General features: G+C 65.0%; 12 protein-coding genes. 9 read left to right on the plus strand and 3 right to left on the minus strand.

The window, feature by feature from the left end; genetic code table 11:
- Positions 1-409 precede the first annotated feature (409 nt).
- Positions 410-1015 (plus strand): hypothetical protein, encoded by a 606-nt coding sequence (locus VNH11_19940; GenBank protein HVA48648.1) that lies wholly within the window; start codon positions 410-412, stop codon positions 1013-1015.
- Positions 1016-1020: 5 nt separating this feature from the next.
- On the opposite strand, the gene VNH11_19945 is transcribed toward VNH11_19940, so the two are convergent.
- Positions 1021-2130 (minus strand): BBP7 family outer membrane beta-barrel protein, encoded by a 1110-nt coding sequence (locus VNH11_19945; protein ID HVA48649.1) that lies wholly within the window; start codon positions 2128-2130, stop codon positions 1021-1023.
- A 556-nt stretch (positions 2131-2686) separates the two neighbouring features.
- Here VNH11_19945 and VNH11_19950 point away from each other — a divergent pair.
- Positions 2687-3169: a MarR family transcriptional regulator gene (locus VNH11_19950; protein ID HVA48650.1), complete on the plus strand. Its 483-nt coding sequence runs from the start codon at positions 2687-2689 to the stop codon at positions 3167-3169.
- An 11-nt stretch (positions 3170-3180) separates the two neighbouring features.
- On the opposite strand, the gene VNH11_19955 is transcribed toward VNH11_19950, so the two are convergent.
- Together VNH11_19955 and VNH11_19960 are read right to left on the minus strand one after the other, a co-directional pair.
- On the minus strand, positions 3181-4113 hold the full coding sequence (locus VNH11_19955; GenBank protein ID HVA48651.1) for an FkbM family methyltransferase: 933 nt from the start codon (positions 4111-4113) through the stop codon (positions 3181-3183).
- Positions 4114-4345: 232 nt separating this feature from the next.
- Entirely contained in the window at positions 4346-5728 is a 1383-nt protein-coding gene (locus VNH11_19960; protein HVA48652.1) for a GDSL-type esterase/lipase family protein, read from the minus strand.
- Positions 5729-5992: 264 nt separating this feature from the next.
- Between VNH11_19960 and VNH11_19965 the strand changes: the two genes are divergently transcribed.
- The 7 genes from VNH11_19965 (at position 5993) to VNH11_19995 (ending at position 20108) form a co-directional block, all read left to right on the plus strand.
- Positions 5993-8248, plus strand: coding sequence for an ankyrin repeat domain-containing protein (locus tag VNH11_19965; GenBank protein ID HVA48653.1), 2256 nt, complete (start codon positions 5993-5995; stop codon positions 8246-8248).
- A gap of 366 nt (positions 8249-8614) precedes the next feature.
- Positions 8615-9001: a GntR family transcriptional regulator gene (locus VNH11_19970; GenBank protein ID HVA48654.1), complete on the plus strand. Its 387-nt coding sequence runs from the start codon at positions 8615-8617 to the stop codon at positions 8999-9001.
- The gene (locus VNH11_19975; GenBank protein HVA48655.1) at positions 8998-9975 is read left to right on the plus strand and encodes a slipin family protein; all 978 of its coding nucleotides are present in this window, start codon (positions 8998-9000) and stop codon (positions 9973-9975) included. Before VNH11_19970 ends, VNH11_19975 begins: the two co-directional genes overlap by 4 nt.
- A gap of 91 nt (positions 9976-10066) precedes the next feature.
- Positions 10067-11794: an acyltransferase family protein gene (locus VNH11_19980; GenBank protein HVA48656.1), complete on the plus strand. Its 1728-nt coding sequence runs from the start codon at positions 10067-10069 to the stop codon at positions 11792-11794.
- Between the two features lie 538 nt (positions 11795-12332).
- Positions 12333-15146 (plus strand): DUF1553 domain-containing protein, encoded by a 2814-nt coding sequence (locus VNH11_19985; protein HVA48657.1) that lies wholly within the window; start codon positions 12333-12335, stop codon positions 15144-15146.
- A 15-nt stretch (positions 15147-15161) separates the two neighbouring features.
- Positions 15162-17012 (plus strand): sulfatase-like hydrolase/transferase, encoded by a 1851-nt coding sequence (locus VNH11_19990; GenBank protein HVA48658.1) that lies wholly within the window; start codon positions 15162-15164, stop codon positions 17010-17012.
- Positions 17013-17099: 87 nt separating this feature from the next.
- Complete coding sequence (locus VNH11_19995; protein ID HVA48659.1) at positions 17100-20108, plus strand: PVC-type heme-binding CxxCH protein; 3009 nt, start codon at positions 17100-17102, stop codon at positions 20106-20108.
- Positions 20109-20214 lie beyond the last annotated feature (106 nt).

The following is a 20214-nucleotide window of genomic DNA, read 5'->3' on the forward strand; positions in this document are numbered from 1 at the left end:
TCTCTCTGCGACATCGATGACACCTCCGTGAATTAGCGGCGCGGCTCCTTACCGCGCCCACGAAAGCCCTACGCAGGCTCGCCTCCCATTGCTCAGATCGCAGATTTTCCGACCAAACAGCCGCCAACGTCCGTAGAAAAGGGTGGGACCAGCGAGCTTGCGAGCGCCGGCCCACCGTAATCGACGTCGCCATCGGTGGGCCGGCGCTCGCAAGCTCGCTGGTCCGACTCTACGTTCGCGAAAAAGCGCCATTTGGCAGGATTGTTGCTCACAACAATGATTTGAATACGCGGTGGCGGCGCGATCAATGCTGGTCGCTCTGCGCATTGGACGGCAGGGCGGAATTTTTTCTCGGACGGCCCTGGCGACGGTTGTTCGCGCGGGCCACATCCTCATGCGGAGGTGGAGCATGAAACGTTTTCTCACTTTGGGACTCTTGGGAATGGGGCTCGTGGGTCTGCTGCTGGCGGAGGTCGGCGCCGCCGAAACCGCCAAGGGCGAGCAGATGTTGGTGGCGGCGCAGAACGCGCCGCTGATGCGCGGCAGCTCGACGCTGGCAAGGCTGCCGGCCGGGCACCGTTTTGAGGTGATTCGCACGGAAGGCAATTGGGTCGGCACCCGCGCCACGGTGAATGGGAAGCCCGTAAGCGGCTGGCTCTGGCGAGGATATGTGGCAACGCCCCAGCAGTTCGCTCGCCGGCAGGAGTTGCTGCGGCGGTATTCGTACATTCCCATGACGGAAATGATGCCGACGGTGCCGGAACTGTATGCCCGCACGTTCCCGCAGCCGCAGCCGCTCTTTCCGGCGGCCCGCGGGGGCCCCATGGTGGCTGAGGCCGTGCCTGGCGCCTCGAGGCCTTACAAGGGACCGTATCCGTATGCACGGCCAGTCCTCTGGCCGGACATGGGCGACTACGTCACCGGTGGGCTTCGCGCGAACTCGCCCTTGCTCATGGGAACGACGTGGTACAGCCGCAACTATTGGCGTGCTGACCGGAAGATCATCGGCTACTGACGGCGTTAGAAGCGGAAATCGAGCCCGAAATTGAGGCCCTGGGCCCAATAGGTCGACGTGTGAAACTGAAAGGCCGGCGGCACCGGGCCGGTGCCGCCGTAGGCCGGGTCGGAGGGAATCCGATTGGCGCTCGTCACGCGGCTCACCTGGTCGCCGGGCCGGGCGACGTTGCTCAGGTAAATAAACGAATAGCCGATGCGCGCCGTGACCGACGGCGAGATTTGGTATCCGAGGTTGAAATGCCCCTCGGGCGCGACTGCGTACGGATTCTGGTAATAATTGCCCATGTTGGCCGTGGTGGCCAGGACGCCGCCGGGCAACATGGTCCGCACGCCTTGCGGGTTGGTGAAGAGGGTCGAGCCCGAGATCGTCGCCCGCTGCTGAACCGTACCGAAGGCGATCTTGCCCAACGCGGTGAAGTAGAACCGCCCTTGAGCATAATAGAGTCTTGCTCCCCCCGACCCTCCATAGAAGCTGTTGGTGAGCCGGAAGCCGTCGAAATCGGACAAGGTGGCGGAGGTGCTCAGGGGCGCGCCCCCGAAGGTGCTCCCGCCGCCCAAGAAATCGGAGGACTGGTCGTAGATATTCAACGATTCCACCAGGCTCAAGTAGCGGAAGCCCAACAGGCCATCCAGTCGCACGCGCTGGGTCTGGAGCAGATTGAGAACGCCGTCGCAATTGGCCCCTTGGAATTCGCTGCGTAGGATCACATCCACGCCGCCGAGGAACTGGTCGGGGAGCGAGTCGACGTGAGAACCTTCGCCGCCGCTTCGCGCGTCGATCGTCGGCCGTGCAATGACCGGATTGCCAAAGCCGTCCGATTGCTGCGAGAACTCGCGGCTCTGCTGGATCAGCACGAAGTAGCCGGCCTCCAGACCGAAGACGCGTCCCTCGTCGAGCCAGATGCCGGTTTCGAGGCGGACTCCGCCCACATATCCGAAGCTGGCGGTGCCGCCGCCAAAGACGACCAGCGTGCCCGGCTGCCCGATGGCCCCAGGCACGGCATCGGCCGTCGATCCGCTGGTTGCAATCGGTTGCGGCACGGGCGCCGCTTTGGTGTCCCACAACAGCGCTTCGGGACGGAACCAGAACTTGGCAGTCACCACGTAGACCATTTCGGGCAAGGCCGGCCGGACGGGCCGCGGTGGCGGCGGGACGACCGGATAGGGCCCCGGCGACAGGGGCGTGAAGGGATCAGGCGGCTGCCAGTTGGGCGGCGCGCCGTAGGTTTGCGGAGGCGGCGCGAGCGGCCCAGAGCCCGGTGGTTGCGCAGCGAACGCAGGCGGCGCCGAGTAGGGCAGGGCGCCGTTGGTCTGCGGCCTTGGCGCAGGCTGCGCATCGCTCGAAGGCTGCGCGGCGGTCTGGGCCGGCGCGGGCTGCCGCAGGCTTGAAGCGCGAGGCGTGGAAGCTGCGCCCCCTGCCCCTCCGGGCGCAAAGCTTGCAGTGTACGAGGGCGGCTGGCCCATGCCTGTCGCCGCGCTTGCGCAAAGCAACAAGGCAGCCAGCAGGCCTCGAAAAGGCCAGTACACGTGGCCCGGCGGAAGACACATCATCTTGTTCTAATCGGATGACTTTTCCGGCGGCGATAAGCGAAATCATCCGATGCTGTACTTCACGCGGCGAACATGCACGCCGTTTGACAATTGAGTGCGGCGCCACTATCCACAAGCTATGGATCGTCCCTCCAAGACAGCCGACCCTCGCACGCCTCACTTCGATTCGCTGGAGCAAGAGGCTTTTCTCAACCTCTGGCGCACCTACGACCGTTTGAAAGCCATCGAAGAAGCCTTGTTTGGCGAATATGGTCTGACCGCGCAGCAATACAACGCGCTGCGGCTGCTGCGGGCCGAGCACCCCGATTCGCTGCCCACGCTGGCCATCGGCTCGCGGCTGATCTCGCGCGCCCCCGACATCACGCGACTGCTCGATAAGCTGGAAGAACGGGGCCTCGTGTCGCGCCGGCGTGATGCGACCAATCGCCGCGTGGTGAACGTGGCGATCACCGACGCCGGGCTCGAATTGCTCGGCGCGATCGCCGCGCCCTTGGCCGAGTGCCACCGCCGCCAGCTCGGCCATCTTTCGCCCCAGGAGCTTGGCAGCCTGATCGACCTGCTCGCCGCCGCCCGGCGGCCGCATGAGTCGAATGGCTTTTGACGAACGATGCTTTATGCTGCTTGAGAAAGGGAACGAACGGGCGACGGCCCGATCCAGGCAGGGTTCTTCCAGACCTGGCAGCCGTCTCGCACAAGTTGCACGCCGCCGTTGGATTGCCGATAGAGGCAGGTTTCTTCGGCTTCGAGCAGCCAGCCGTCGGCCGACATCATGTCGAGCAACTGCTGTTCGATCGCCCGGCCGTGCGTGCCGACCACGGTCCGCTTCACTTTTTGCCGCAACACCTGCCGCGCGGCCGCCAGCACCACGTGCTCGTGGCCTTGGATATCGACGTGCAGCAGATCGACCACGCGAAACGGCTTGAGTAAAGTGCCGATCGAATAGCAAGGCAATCTTTCCGTCGCCGCACGAGTGCCGACTCGCCGGCCGAGCGTCGCCGCGCAACGCCGCAGTCGCCGGGCAAGGCCGCCGTCGGGCGCGGCAAAAATGGCGGGCGTGCCCCAATCGAGCGACGGATCGGCAAGCACCGGAAACTCCGCCGTGCCGTCGCGCGGTCCAACGACGCCGTGCAGCAGCGTATGCGCGGCGGGGTCGAGGCCGTTGTCGCGAAAATGGCGGCTCATGTACTCGCAATGTTTTTTCGATCCTTCCACGCCCGTCAGCCGCACGTGGTTGATGCCGCGCAACCGCGCCGCGCGGGCAGTCGCCACCAGCCACGGCGCCCACCCCGCACCCAACTCGACGACGCACAGTTCGTCGGCCGCCTCATGGACCGCGGCCAGCGCTCCGGCCCACTCCAGGGCGGTGGCATGGAAGTTCACCGGCAGGGGATATCCTTCCACCGTGCCTCCCTGCAAGCCGCGCACGTACTCGGCGCGGGTCCGCGTGCCGAGAAAATCGATCACATAGTCCGGCTCCGGCAGACCGCGATACTGCGGGAAAGCCTTGAGCGTCTCTTCGATGCGTAGCACTGTATCTTCGGACATACATCTTCGCTCGGCGGTCCCCCACTTTGCCGCGCGGACGATAGATGCCGCCGCCGCGCATGTCAAGACGGCTGCTCCATCAAAACCGGGAATGAAAAAAATCGGTTTGAGAATCAAAGACCCGCAATGGACGGGCGTAGGATGGGACCAGCGAGCTTGCGAGCGCCGGCCCACCGATAGCGACGTCGTTTACGGTGGGCCGGCGCTCGCAAGCTCGCTGGTCCCACTCTACTCAGAGTTCCATGAGGCGCTCGACCAGCGGCCCGATGGCCTGGGCATAGATCTGGTAGCCCGCCGCCGTCAGATGCACTTGGTCATCGAAGAAGATGCCCGCCTGCTGGTCGCCGTTGGGGGCCAGCAAGAGTGGAGTGATGTCGATGTAGAAGGTGTCCACGCCGTCGGCGAGCGCCTGTATCAGGGCGTTGGCGGCAGCCTCCTTCTGCCGATAGGGGTAGCTGGCGCTGGTGCCCGTCGGCGGAATGCCGACCAACAGCACCTTGGTGTCGGGCAAACGCTCATGCAGCGTGTCGACGATCGCCTTGACGCCGGCGGCAATGTCGGCGGACGAATCGTTCAGCAGGTTGTTCGTGCCCGCCAGCAGCACGACCAGCTTCGGGTGGACGTTGTCGAGAAGCCCGTTATCCAGTCGCCAGAGAATGTTTTGCGTCGTGTCTCCGGGAATTCCGGCGTCGAGCGGCTGGAACTGGCCGAAATACTGGTTCCAGGCGTCGTTGCCGAAGACGGTCCAGCCGTAGGTCAACGAATCGCCCAGAAACATCACCTGAGCGTTGTTTTGCGCCGCCGTGGCGTCGATGGCCGCATTGTCGGCTGCGAACCAACTGTTGTCGGCCGGCTGCGGAACCGTGGTGACCGGCTGGCCGGCGGCGGCCTGGAAATAGTCGTCCGTGCCGGCCATATAAGCGACGATCGATTCGTTGGTCATGCCCTGGCCCAAAAGCGCGGCCCAATACGCGGTCACCGCACCATCGCTCGATTCGTGCAGCACCTGGCTGAAGTCGGCTTCGATCCGCGCGCTTTCTCGCTCTGCGCCGCTGGTAAACGCCATCGCCACTTGCGTCCGTGCCTGGCCCTGAGCAAGCTCTGCCAGCCAAAATGCGCTTCCACCCGGATCGGCCGCACGGCCCAACACCGCGTTATACACCGCGTCGATCCAGGCGGCGTTCGTTCCACCGGCATCATTGAAGAATTCGTCGGATGCGACCAGTACCGCCTCGATCTGCTCGTCACTGGCGCCCGATTGCATGGCGGCGGTGTAAAACGCGATGTCCGAGGCCGAGGCGCCGCGTTGAAGGTATCGCTGGAAATCGGGCCCGATCACGATGTTGGCATCGTATTCGTCGCTGTGGGCCACCGCCCCCGCGACCGCCTGGACCGGCAGGCCGGAGTCGAGCAGCGAAGTCCAGTAGGCCAGCGCCGACGGGTCGATTTGCCGTTGAAGCACGTCCTTGTAAACGGCCGAGGCGTACATCGCGAACGGCGAATCGGCCGTCGTCGCCGCAGCGGCGGGATCGGCACTCAGCGCGAGCCGTGCTTCGAGCGGTTCCGGCGCGCACGCACGACCGCCAGGCGCATCCGATGCCCGCAAGCTTCTCACACGGTGTTTTCTGGCCCAAGCGCTGCGGGGCAGCCGACGATCCATGCTCATGTTGCCTCTTGCGGAGTGTAGCAACAATGTTAATTGGCCGTACGCATTTTGCAACTCTTTCTCAAACCCGCACCGTCGACCTCCTGACTTCTCACGAAGTCAGCTACGCGGTATCATCGAAGCGCGGACTCGTTGGGCCGTGCCGTTTGCGCGATGCGTTCCGCGGGCACGGTCCGAGGATCACCAGCGCGGTCAGAGCGAAGGAGCACAATCATGGCAAGAACCTGGCTGGCGACAGCGCTGACGCTCGTTCTGACAGGCGCGCTTTCTAGCCGGGCTTCCAGGGCCGACGATGCGGTCGACTTCGGCCGTGACGTTCAGCCGCTGTTCAAGGCGCACTGCTATGAATGCCACGGGCCGAAGCAGCAGAAGAACGGCTTTCGGCTCGACCGGCGGCGGGATGCCCTGCGCGGCGGGACCATCACCATGATCGGCCCCGGCCATAGTGCGGCGAGCCGGCTCTATCTCAAGCTCGTTTCAGACCAGTACGGCCAGCGGATGCCGCCGACCGGTCCGCTCGATCCCGAGCAGCTCAACATCATCAAGCTCTGGATCGACCAGGGAGCGAAATGGCCCGATGATCTGGCCGGAGAAACCGCTGCGGCGCCTCCCGATCCGCAGGCGGCGCGGATGATGGAGCTTCTCCGCGATGGCGATCATCGGGCGCTGCAAACGATGTTGAGCGAGGATCGCCGGATCGCCAGCCTCAAAGGGCCCGGCGGTTCGACACCGCTGATGTACGCCGTGCTCTACGGCGATGCCGATGCCGTCCGGCTCCTGCTCGACAACGGCGCGGATCCCAACGTTCGCAACGAGGTCGGCGCGTCGGCGCTGATGTGGGCGGCCGACGATCTGGAAAAAACGCGATGGTTGCTCGAGCGCGGCGCCGAGGTGAATGCCCGCTCCGACGACGGACGGACCGCGCTGGCGATCGCGGCCAGCCGCTTTGGCTCCCTCGCCGTAGTCCGGCTGCTGCTCGATTCTGGCGCGGATCCATCCGTCAGATCGCCCAGCTACAAGGGGCCGTTGACTCCGCTCCGCGAGGCGGCCGACGTCGGTGATGAGGCCGTTGTGCGGTTGCTGATCGAACGCGGGGCCGACGTGAAGAGCGCGGGGCCTCTCCCACTGATCGCCGCGCTCAACGCGAATGACGCCCGCTGCGTGGACCTGCTCATGCCGTCGGCCGACCGCGCCACGCTGAGCACGGCGCTGGCGTCCCTGGGTCCGCCCAACGGCAATCCGGCGGCGTTCGGCAACGCGAAGCTGATCCAGCGACTGCTCGATGACGGTGCCGACGTCAATGCCAGGGGCCGTGACGGCCGCCGCATTCTGATGGACTTGGCCAACTCCGATAGCTTGCCCCTGGAAAGCGTCACCACGCTGCTCGAACGCGGGGCCGATACGAACACCAGGACGGAGGCGGGCCAGACCGCTCTCGACTTCGCCCTCCAGCGCGGCCAGACGCCCGTCGTGGATCTGCTCGTCAAGGCGGGTGCGAAGCCGGGGGGCGCGTCGCCGGTGCCGGTCAGCCCGCCGAAGCCGGCCGGCTCCGTGCGTGCCGCCCTGTCGCGGACGATTCCGCTCCTGCAGCGGTCCGACATCGGATTCGTGCAAAAGACGGGCTGCGTCTCCTGCCATCACAACTCGCTGACGGCGATGACCATCGCCGCGGCCCGAAGTGCCTCAGTGCCGGTGGACGATCAGGTCGCACGCGCGCAACGGGCGTCGATCGCGTCTTACATCGACGTGTGGCGCGAGCGCGCGCTTCAGGGCCTTGGCATTCCGGGCGACGCCGATACCGTCGGTTACGTGCTGATAGGCATGGCGGCGGAGAAACATCCGCCCGATGCGGCCACCGACGCGCTGGCACGCTACGTCAAGAGCCGGCAATTGCCCGACGGTGGGTGGCGGCCCCTTGGGCATCGGCCTCCTCTCGAATCGAGCGCCATCCAGGTCACGGCCGCCTCGCTGCGGGCGCTGCAGGTCTACGCCCCCAGAGCAAGGCGGAGCGAGTACGAGAAGTCGATCGAGCGCGCCAAGGAGTGGCTGAAGCGGGCCCGGGCCACGACGACCGAGGACCGGGCCTTTCAACTTCTCGGCCTGCGATGGGCGGGAGACGACCAGGAGATCCTCCTACGAAAAGCCGCGAGCGACCTGCTGAGCGAGCAACGAGCCGACGGAGGGTGGGGAGAACTTCCCTCGCTCGCCAGTGATGCATACGCGACCGGGCAAGCGTTGGTGGCCCTGAAAGAGGCCGGCGCCGTCGCGGCGACCGATGCGGCCTACCAGCGGGGCGTCGAATTTCTTCTGTCGACGCAGCTCGAAGATGGATCGTGGTACGTGAGGAGCCGTTCCATACCGTTCCAGCCTTACTTCGAAAGCGGTTTTCCCCACGGACACGACCAGTGGATCTCCGCGGCGGCGACCAACTGGGCCGCCATGGCGCTGGTGGCCGCGGCCGGGCCGTGAGCGCTGCTAACTAAAACAGGCCCGAAACCCTTGCCCAAGCGGAAAAATGGCCCACCGGCCAGCGATTCAAGTCGGGGCAACGAGACGGCTATTGAACTTTTTCAGCACGACGTAAAAACGCTCGCATCGCAGCTAAGCATTACACGACAAGCACTTGTGACAGTTTTTGGTTCGTCTTGCCCCGAGCCGACCGTCGACATAATGACCGAGACGCAGTTGGTTCCACAGTGCCGCCGAGCGCTTCCCGTCCGATGAATCCGACGCGATTTCTGACGGCGAACGCCGCCATCGCCGCTTCGCCATTCGCAAAAAAAGAAGCGACCCTCTTGACGCTCTAGTGTACTATTACTATAGTTCAATAGAGCAATGATCATCTTCTCGTTGGATCCGAAGAGCGGCGTGCCGATTTACCGGCAGATACAGGATCAGGTCCGCTTTGGGATCTCGTCGGGGAGACTGTGCCCTGGTGAACAACTGCCGACGGTGCGGGCCTTGGCCGTCGATCTCTCGGTCAACCCGAACACGGTCATCAAAGCGTACACCGAGCTTGAGCGCCAGGGAGTGTTAACGACCGAACAAGGCAGCGGCACGTTCGTCGCCCCGCAGCCCGCGGTGACGCTTGCCCCGCGGGACCAGGAGGCCAAGCTTCGCGCTTTATGCACCGAATTCTTGGGACAGGCTGCCCAATACGGCTTCGCGCCTCGCGATGTACTGAAGACGATACGCAACCTGACAGCGGAGCGACCAAAATGACCAGCCGCAGGGACACCGAACGCACGCTGGCCCGAGAGCACGCCGCGCGCGAACGTCGCCGAGCCAGTACGTTTCTCCTGAATTCGGTCGTGGCCACGCTGATCCTGGTTGCCCCGGCAGCCGTTCAGTTTTCCGAGGAGAAGTATAACCAGCTCACGTGGGCCGTCGCGGTCGTGGCGGCCTTGGCCGTGTTGCTGTGCGTGCGTATCGCTTTACAGTGGGATCGTGCTGTGCTGTTGCGGCTAGGGAGGTTCCACGCCCTGAAGGGGCCGGGTGTCTTCATTCTGGTGCCGTTCGTCGACCGCGTGGCCCGTTTTGTGGACATGCGCATCCGAACAACGGAATTCTTCTCGGAAAGCACGCTGACTCGCGACACCGTACCGGTAGACGTCGACGCGGTCTGCTTCTGGATGGTCTGGGATGCCCGGAAAGCGCTTCTGGAGGTCGAGAATTACTACCGGGCCATCTCGCTCTCCACGCAAACGGCGCTGCGTGACATCATCGGCACTCACACCTTGGAAGAGATGCTGACCCAGCGGGAGGCGTTGGGCCACGCTCTGCAGGAAACGCTCGACCGCAAGACAAATCCCTGGGGCATCACGGTCCAGTCCGTGGAAATCCGTAACGTGATCATTCCCGCCAGCTTGCAAAACGCTATGAGCAAGCAAGCCCAGGCAGAACGGGAGCGCCAGGCGCGGATTATCTTGAGCACGGCGGAGACCGAGATCGCGGCCAATTTCGTGGAGGCGGCCCGGCCGTACCAGAACAACCCGGTGGCGGTGCATCTGCGTGCCATGAACATGCTCTATGAGGGCCTCAAGGAGAAGGGTTCGATCGTGGTCGTCCCGTCGTCAGGCGTGGAGTCGATGAACCTGGGCGCGCTCGGCGGTCTAGCAAGCATTAACGTGAAGAGGGCGTTGCCCGATGACGACGACCAGGCTGGGAACTCGGAGGCACGAGCCTCGTCGAGTTGAAAGCTGAAATGATGGCCCGCGGGCCGTGCGGGCTCCGTAGGTGTGGCTAGGCAGTACTACCGAAATCTTGCTTCGAAATCAGGTGCCCACGATGTCCGCGAGCGTTCCATCCGTTGACTTGACCCGGTCTGCGAGCCTTCGCCGGCATGACCTCGATGCGCTGCGCGCCTTCGCGATGCTGCTCGGCATCGTGCTGCACGCGTCGCTGTCGTTCTCCACGATCCCGTGGGTTGTGCGCGACACCCGTCAAAGCGAGCTGTACTCGGTGATCATGCAGGCCCTCCACGGTTTTCGGTTGCCGCTCTTCTTCTTGGTGAGCGGCTTGTTCACCACGATGCTCTGGCGCCGACGGGGGCTGGCGTCACTGCTTAAGCAAAGGGCCGTACGGATCCTCGTCCCCTGCCTCGTCGGCTTGGTGACCATCATCCCGCTGCTGGATTGGGTGTCTGAGTGGGCGAGACAGCACGCGATCCCCGTCGTCGCGTCCGACGACGACTCGATCACCGCGGCTGTTCGATTGGGAGACTCCGCCGCGCTTCGCGAACGCCTATTGGCGGGGCTGGACGTTAACCAAAGGGCCGGGACTTTTGGCGTACCTCCGCTGGGTTGGGCCGCGATGCTCGGCGACACCGCTGCGGCGCAGCTTCTGATCGACGCCGGCGCCGATGTGAGAATTACGAACCGCGACGGCTCCACGCCGTTGCACGGCGCGGCGATCTTTGGCCGCGCCGAGGTCGCGGCGCTGCTCCTCAAGCACGGCGCCAACCCCAACGCTCGCAACCGCGAAGGTCGGTCGGCTCTCGATGCCACGACGGTCGACTGGGGCACGACGCAGTTCGTTGCCAAACTGCTACAAATCCGCCTCGGCACCGAGCCCGACGTCGACGCGGGGCGCGCCGAGGTCCGGCGTTTGCTTGCACCGATCACGCAATCGACCGGCGACACAACCCGTAGTGCGGCGGCCGCCGCGGAGAAGGGAGGCGGGATCGTTAAAGCTTACAGGCGGCTGCTCGATTCCGACCGATTAACCGTGCAGGTCGGCGGTTCAAGCTTCAACCTTATCCGCACGCCCGTGTTCGATCACCTTTGGTTTCTCTGGTTCCTGTGCTGGCTCGTGCCGATCTTCGCGTTGCTCGCCTGGGCCGCCCAGAGGCTTCACCTCCCTCGAGTCCCGCGCGGTCTGCTCCACTCGCCCATCTGCTACCTTTGGCTTCTGCCGCTGACGTTCATTCCGCAGTGGTTCATGGGCGACGGGATTTTTGGTCCGGACACGTCGATCGGGCTCCTGCCGCTGCCGCACCTGCTCGTCTACTATGGAATCTTCTTCGGCTTCGGCGCCCTCTACTACGACACCCACGACGACGAGGGCCGGCTGGCCCGCCGTTGGTGGTTTCTTCTGCCGCTTGCGTTGATCGTCGCGCTGCCGCTGGGCCTCGTACCGCTCTTGCCGCGCGCCGTCACGGCGTTGGCGCAGGTCGTCTATGCGTGGGCGATGAGTTTTGGCATGCTGGGTCTCTTCCGCCGCGTCCTCAGGCGAGAGCGCCCGTGGGTCCGTTACGTGTCCGACTCGTCATACTGGTTGTACGTCACACACCCACCGCTTGTTATCGCCGCACAAGTGATCGTCGCACCTTGGCCCCTGCCGGCGTACGTGAAGTTCGTCCTGATCTGCAGCGTCGTGACGGCGATCCTCCTCCTGACATATCAACTTTTCGTTCGCTACACGTGGATCGGCTTCATCCTCAATGGCCGGCGGACGCGTCCTCGTGGCGAAACTTCCCACAGTGACATCGGCGACCAAGTTCGCAGGATCGGTTGAATACAAACCTGCTCGACTTTGCCCAGACGCTCCGTCGGGGAACCAGTCTTGGCTGTCGTTAGAGGCTGGCCGCAAGACAACCGCTTCAGGCAACTAAAGGAATGCAAAGCAAGACACCCGAGACACCCGTCAAAAAGCCGATAAAACACGGCGTTTTTATGTTATGTATTGTGTATGGACAGTTGAAGAGTGCTTAACAATTGAGCAACCCAAGCAGGATGAGAGATGAGAGATGAGAGATGCCGATGAGGGCCAGAGAACGGGACAAGCCAGCGGGGCGCCAGAATGACGGATGACGCCGGGAGCGGATGCCAGAAAGATACCACCGCGGAACTACGAGATGATGAAATCCCTCGGGTTTTTCCCGTTATTGCAAATTTGCACGAAGGACGGAAGCTCAGGGAACGCTACGCAAGGGGATCCATCACGGCGGAGCGTGATGCCCCATCCCGGCGCGCCTGAACCCTGAACCCGTGAATTCCCGCTCCGGCGGAGGCATGCTAGACTGGAAACCGATCGTTCCACTCACGGCACCCGTATGGCTTCAACGCGCACTCTTCAGATCATCGTCGGCGTGTCGGCGGTTTTTGCCGGCCGAATGGCTTACGCCGCGGCGCCGGCCGCCGCCGAGCTGGAGTTCTTCGAAAAGCGCGTGCGGCCGGTCCTGGTCGAGCATTGCTTCGAATGTCACAGCGGCGGCGAGAAAGCCAGCAAGGGCGGCCTGCGGCTCGACCTGCGCGAAGGTTGGGCCGCCGGCGGCGATTCCGGTCCCGCCGTCGTGCCGGGCAAGCCCGACGAAAGCCTGCTCATTCAAGCCGTCCGCTATGACGACACCGCACTGCAAATGCCGCCCGACGGCAAACTGCCGCAAACGGCCATCGACGACCTCGTGACGTGGGTCGCACGTGGCGCGGCCGATCCGCGGACCGGCACCGCGGCCGTCAAAAAGGCCGGCGCGCCCCTGCGAAGCGGCGACCATTGGGCTTACCAACCGCTCGCCGGTCCCCGCCCGCCCGAAACGAACGACCAAGTCTGGCCGCTCGACGAAGTCGACCGTTTTCTGCTCGCCAAACTCGAAGAGAAGCAATTGCACCCCGCCGCCGACGCCCCGCCCGATGCCCTGGTCCGCCGGCTTTTTTTCGACCTGATCGGCCTGCCGCCCACGCCCGAAGAGATCGACGCCTACGTCGCCGACGCTTCGCCCGACGCCTACGCGCGGCTCGTCGACTTGCTTCTCGCTTCGCCCGAGTTCGGCCAGCGTTGGGGGCGGCACTGGCTCGACGTGGTCCGCTTCGGCGAGTCGATGACGCTGCGCGGCCTGGTGTTTCGACAAGCCTGGCGCTATCGCGACTATACAATCCACACCTTCAACGAAGACCGGCCCTACGATCAGTTCCTCCGCGAGCAAGTGGCCGGCGACCTGCTGCCCGCCGAAAGCGTCGACCAGCGGCAGCGGAACCTGATTGCCACCGGCTTCCTGGCCTTCGGCAACGTCAATCTCGAAGAGCAAGACAAGGCCCAGTTGCGAATGGACGTGGTCGACGAGCAGCTCGACACGATCGGCAAGGCGTTCCTGGCCCAAACCCTCGGCTGCGCTCGCTGCCACGATCACAAGTTCGACCCGATTCCGACCCGCGACTACTACGCGCTGGCCGGCATTCTGCGGAACACGAAGACGCTCGAACACGCCAACGTCTCGAACTGGATCGAAACGCCGCTGCCGCTGCCACCGGCCGAAGAGCAGGCCCTCGCCCGGCAAGAGGCCGCGATCGCCGCGTTGGAGGCGAATATCAGGACGCTCAGCGGCTCGCGTCGTGGCGTCGTGCCGGCCAAAGACCTGCCGGGCATCGTCGTCGACGACCGCGCCGCCAAGCGCGTCGGCGAGTGGAAGCTGTCGCAGTTCAACGGCTCCTATATCGGCGACGGCTACCTGCACGATCTCGACCAGCACAAAGGCCAAAAGACGCTCACCTTTCTGCCGCAACTTCCGGCGGCCGGTCTTTACGAAGTGCGGCTGGCCTACACGCCGGGCGACAACCGCGCCACCAACACGCCGGTCACGGTCTTCAGCGCCGACGGCGAACGGCTGCTCCACGTCAACCAACGCCGCGGGCCGCCCATCGACGGCCGGTTCATCTCGCTGGGCAAATTTCATTTCGAATTGAACGGGCAGGGCTTCGTGATCGTGGCCAACGAAGCGACCGACGGGCACGTCATCGCCGACGCCGTGCAGTTCTTGCCCGTCGATGCCGCTCCATCGTCGTCATCGGTCGCGGCCGACTCGACCGCCGTCGACCGGCCTAACGTCGCCGACGATCTGAAGCGGCTGGAACGCCTGCTGAAACAGCTCAAGGCCGAGGGCCCGACGCGGCCCAAGGCGATGACCGTGGCCGAAGAGAAAGAGATCGGCGACACGAACGTCCATATCCGCGGCAACGTCCACAACCTGGGCGAGCGCGTGCCGCGCGGCTTTTTGCAGGCGGCCGGCGCGGGACCTTCGCGGCCGTTGCCCGACGACGAGAGCGGGCGACTTCAGCTCGCCGATTGGCTCGTGCGGCGCGACAACCGCCTCACCGCGCGGGTCATGGCCAATCGCGTCTGGCACTGGCTGTTCGGGACGGGCATCGTGCGGACGACCGATAATTTCGGCACGGCCGGCGAGGCCCCGTCGCACCCCGAGCTGCTCGATTACCTGGCGCTGCGTTTCATGGACGAAGGCTGGTCGGTCAAGAAACTCGTGCGGCGGATGGTGCTGTCGCACGCCTACCGGCTGTCGACCGTCGCCGACGAACGGACGAAGGCCGCCGATCCGGAAAACCGGCTGCTGGCGCGTGCTCCACGGCGCCGGCTGGACGCCGAGTCGCTGCGCGACGCGATGTTGCTCGTCGCCGGCCGGCTCGAACGGACCGCGGCCGGAAGAACTTTCCCGCCGGGCGTGTCGGCCGACTATGGCTACAAACACGCCGAGCATTGCCGCAGCGTGTTTGTGCCGGTCTTTCGCAACGCCTTGCCCGAAGTGTTCAAGGCGTTCGACTTCGCCGATCCGAGCACGGTGACGGGCGTGCGGACGCAAAGCACGACGCCGCAACAGGCGTTGTTCTTCATGAACGACCCCTTCGTGGCGGGCCGCTCGCGGCAGGCGGCGGCCAACTTGCTGAGTCTCGCCGGTCTTGACGACCGCGGCCGCGTCGAGCGTGCTTATCGACAGGCTGTCGGCCGTTTGCCGAGTTCGCTCGAGTTGGAAGCCGCCCTGCGGTTCGTTTCTGCATCGGGCGGCCACTCGACGCTCGACGTCTGGTCGCAGTTCTGGCAAGTGCTGTTCGCGTCGCTCGATTTTAGATACTTAGATTAACACTTGTGAAAGAATATGGATCGACTAAGCGTGTCAGGTGTCGTCACGGTGTTAACGCGGGTTGTCGTGGCGACGGCGATGGTTGGTTTTTCGCACTTGGCGGCGTCTTGTGCCGAACCGGCAAGGCCGCCCAACGTGGTGCTGATCGTCGCCGATGACCTGGGCTGGGCCGACCTGGGCTGTTACGGCAGCAAGTATCATCGCACGCCGCAGCTCGATCGGCTGGCGGCCGGCGGCCGGCGATTCACGCAGGCCTACGCAGCCTGCCCGGTCTGTTCGCCGACCCGCGCGTCGCTGATGACGGGCAAAACGCCGGGCCGTTTGCATCTCACGGACTGGTTGCCGGGCCGCCGTGATATGCCGACGCAGCGGCTGTTGCGGCCGCAGCTTCGCCAGCAGTTGCCGTTGGAAGAAGTGACGGTCGCCGAAGTGTTCAGCGACGCCGGCTACGCCACGGCCCACGTCGGCAAGTGGCACCTGGGCGGCGCCGGCTACGAGCCGACGCGGCAGGGGTTCGATGTGAACGTGGCGGGCGACGCACGCGGATCGCCGGCCAGCTACTTCGCGCCGTTCGGCAAGGGCGACCGCGCGATCCCCGGCCTCGCCGACGCCCCCGCGGGCGAGTATCTCACCGACCGACTGACCGACGAAGCGCTGCGGTTGATCGAGAACAACCGCGCGCGGCCGTTCTTCTTGTACCTGGCGCACTATGCGGTGCATATTCCGCTGGCCGCCAAGAGCGACCTCCAATCGCATTACGCGCCTTGGGACGGCGTTCCGCACGGCCGGCAGGAGAATCCGATCTACGCCGCCATGCTCGAAAGCGTCGACGAAGGCGTGGGCCGCATCCTGGCCAGGCTGGCGGAACTTGAACTTGCCGAACGCACGATCGTGATCTTCACCAGCGACAACGGCGGACTGGCGACCCGCGAAGGACCCCACACCCCGGCGACGATCAACGCTCCGCTGCGTGAAGGCAAGGGCTGGTTGTATGAAGGCGGCGTGCGCGTTCCGCTGATTGTCTCCTGGCCCGGACATATCGGGCCGGGCGTGGTGGAGACGCCGGTGTTCAGCGGCGACGTGCCGGTGACCGCGCTGGCCTTGTGCGGGCAAAAGTTCCCGGTGGCCGTCGATGGCGTCGACCTGACCGCGCTCGTCCTGGACGACAAGCCGCCGCTGCCTGCCCGGTCGCTGTATTGGCATTATCCGCATTACGCCAACCAAGGAAGCCGGCCGGGCGGAGCGGTCCGCGACGGCGATTGGAAGCTGATCGAGTTCTACGAAACCGGGCGGCGCGAGTTGTTCAATCTGGCCCGCGATCCGAGCGAGTCCAAGAACCTGGCCGCAGACGAGCCGGAGCAAGTCGAGCGGCTGGCGGCCAAGTTGGCTGCCTGGCGACGCGAGATCGACGCGCAGATGCCGTCGCCGAATCCCGACTACATGCCGAACCCGGCCGACAAGCAGGGTGTGATTGTGTTGCCCGCTCGCACGGCCGACGTGCATGGCGTGATGCTGCGTTACGAGCCGTTGCCGCACAAGAACACGCTGGGTTACTGGGTGCGGCCCGACGATTGGGCCGAGTGGCAATTCGACGTGCCCGAACCGGGCGAGTATCGCGTCGAGGCGCTGGTCGGCTGCGGCGACGGCAGCGGCGGCAGCAAGGTGCGGTTCCGCGCGGCCGAGCAGACGAGGGAGTTCGTCGTGCCCGAAACCGGCGGCTTTCAGCAGTTCGAGTCGTTTGTGATCGGCAAGCTGACGTTCGCTCGCGCGGGGCGGTATCAGCTTGAAGTGCGTGCCGTTAGCAAGCTCGGCCCGGCGGTGATGGATTTACGCGAAGTGAAGCTGACGCCCCGCGGAGCGGAGTGATGAGCGGCGAGAGGCGGATGACAAACCGCCGTCGATCGACGACAATTGTTGGGTCCGTCGGTGATGCAACAACCTTATAAGCTCCAAATGTCCGCGATGACTGTTGCCCGTGCTTCTCTCGTTGCCTGCTCTCTGTGTGTCGGTGTCTGTTTGTTCCATTTCTTCGCGCCGCCGGCGGAGGCGCAAACGGCCAACAGCGACGACTTCAGCTCCGAGTTGCCGCGGATTCCGCCCGTTGAGCCGGACCGGACGCTCGAAACTTTTACCGTGCAGCCCGGCTACCGCGTCGAGCTGGTGGCGGCCGAACCGCTGGTCAACGATCCCGTGGCGGCGGCCTTCGATGAGAACGGCCGGCTGTATGTGGTCGAAATGCGGGGATACTCCGAAGAGGCCGACGAGCTGCTCAGCCGCGTGCGATTGCTCAAAGACACCGACGGCGACGGGCGATTCGAGGAAAGCCTGGTGTTCGTCGATAAGCTGAGTTGGCCGACGGCGATCGTGTGCTACGACGGCGGCGTGTTTATCGGCGATGCCCCCGACATTCTCTATTGCAAAGACACCGACGGCGACGGCCGGGCGGACGAGCGAAAGACCGTATTCACCGGCTTCAGCAAGGCCAACGTGCAGGGCCTATTGAACTCGTTTCACTGGGGCCTCGACAACCGCATCCACGGCGCCACCAGCACCTCCGGCGGCAGCGTCCGTCGGGCAGACGATCCGCAGGCCAAACCGGTAAACCTGAACGGCCGCGACTTCGCCTTCGATCCCCGCACTCGCGAACTAGTGGCCACCAGCGGCGGCGCCCAGCACGGCATGAGCTTCGACGCCTGGGGACGCAAATTCGATTGCTCCAACAGCGATCACATTCAGCAAGTGATGTACGACGACCGCTACATCGCCCGAAACCCGTATCTCAGCGCCCCCGGCCCGCGGAAGAGCATCGCGGCCGACGGCCCGCAGGCGGAAGTGTTTCGCACCAGCCCGGTCGAGCCGTGGCGGATTGTGCGCACGCGGCTGCGCGTGTCGGGCGCCGCGCCGGGACCGATCGAAGGCGGCGGCCGCGCGGCAGGCTACTTCACCGGCGCCACCGGCGTGACCATCTATAAGGGAGACGCCTGGGACACCGGCGGCGAAGAGTGGGCCATCATCGGCGACGTGGGCAGCAATCTCGTTCACCGCAAACGCCTGGAAGCCAACGGGCTGGAGTTCGTCGCCCGACGCATCGACGAGAAATCGGAGTTCGTCAGCTCGCGCGACCTATGGTTCCGTCCGGCCCAGTTTATGAACGTGCCGGACGGCGCGCTCTACATCCTCGATGTTTACCGCGAGGTGATCGAGCACCCGGCCAGCCTGCCGCCGATGATCAAGCGGCATCTCGACCTGACGAGCGGCCGCGACCGCGGGCGGATCTATCGCATCGCGCCGGACGGCTTTCAGCCGCGCAAACCACCCGCCTTGGGCCGGGCAACGACGGCCGACCTTGTGGCCTTGCTCGAACATCCCAATGCCTGGCATCGCGAAACGGCGTCGCGGTTGCTTTGGCAGCGGCAGGACAAAACGGCCGTGCCGCTGTTGGAAAAACTGGTCAAAGAGTCGCCATCGCCGCTGGGAAGGATGCACGCCTGCTATGCGCTGGCCGGGTTGAAGTCGCTTGGCAGCGCGGCGCTCGTTCGCGGCCTTGGTGACGAGCATGCGGGCGTGCGAGAGCACTGCGTAAAGCTCGCCGAGCCGGCGATGAACGAATCGGACGAGCTTGCCGATCGCGTCGTGGCGATGGTCGACGACGACGACTTGCGGGTGCGCTACCAGTTGGCGTTTTCGCTGGGCGACCTGAAATCGCCGCGGAGGCTGACGGCGCTGGCGGCGCTGGCCCGCCGCGATGCGGGCGATCGTTGGATGCGATTGGCGATCCAAAGCTCCTTGGGCGAGGGCGCGGACCAAGTGTTGAGTCAATTGGCCGCCGACGCGGCGTTTCGGCAAAGCGATTCGGGCATGACATTCCTCGACTCGCTTGCCAGGCAGATCGGCACGGCCAATCGGCAGGCCGAGCTGCAAGCGACCTTGCGAACGATCGACGAGCTTGCCAAGACGGACGCCACGGCGGCCGGCGCCATCGTGCGTGGCCTGGCGGCGGGACTGACGGCGCGGGGGGCGAAGCTGGAGACGGCGTTGACCGGCGAGAGCGCGACGGCTGCCCGGCGCATCATCGGACAGTTGCTTGCGTCGGCGCGGACGACGGCCGCGGATCAGAACCAGGCCGTCAACCGCCGCGTGTCCGCGATTGACACCTTGGCCTTGGCGCCGTTGGCCGAAGTGGAGGACGATCTGACGGGTCTGGTCCACGGGCGGCAGCCGCAAGAGGTGCAGAGGGCGGCGTTGCGGACGCTGGGTCGCTTCAACGGTCCGGCGGTGGCGACGATCGTGCTTGGGGCCTGGCCGGGGCTTGGTCCGACGGTGCGCGGCGCGGCGGCCGACGTGCTATTTTCGCGGCCGGCATGGATTGCCACCTTGTTCGACGCCGTCGAGCGCGGCGAGATCAACGCCAACGATCTCGACGCGGCGCGGCTCAAGCTGCTCGCATCTCACAGCGACGCGGCCATCCGGGAACGCGCAAAGAAGCTGTTTGCGTCGTTGGCCATCGGTCGTCGGCAGGACGTGGTGGAGGCGTACCGCGACGTGTTAACGACGCCCGGCGATGCGGGGCGCGGCAAGGCGACGTTCAAGAAAATCTGCGCGGCGTGTCATCGGGTGGAAGGCGTCGGGCAGGAGATCGGGCCGAACCTGGCCACGGTCAAGAGCCGCGGCGCCGACGCGATTCTGGTGAACCTGCTCGACCCCAGCCGCGAGGTAAACCCGCAATTCGTCAACTACGTGCTCTTGACCGACGACGGCCGCTCATTGACCGGTATGATTGCCGCGGAGACGGCCACCAGCGTCACGCTGCGCCGCGCCGAAGGGGCCAGCGACACGGTGTTGCGGGTGAACATCGACGAGCTGCGCAGCACCGGCTTATCGCTCATGCCGGATGGGATGGAGAAGCAGCTCACGAAGCAGGAGATGGCGGATTTGATCGCGTATTTGTTGAGTGCGGGTTAAGTACAGGGTAAGCGCAGGGTGGGACCAGCGAGCTTGCGAGCGCCGGCCCACCCTACCATGCTCTTTGCGCCATCCCTCAAGGGACGAACGACAAAGCAGTAGACGG

Source organism: Pirellulales bacterium (assembly GCA_035533075.1).
Classification (GTDB): domain Bacteria; phylum Planctomycetota; class Planctomycetia; order Pirellulales; family JAICIG01; genus DASSFG01.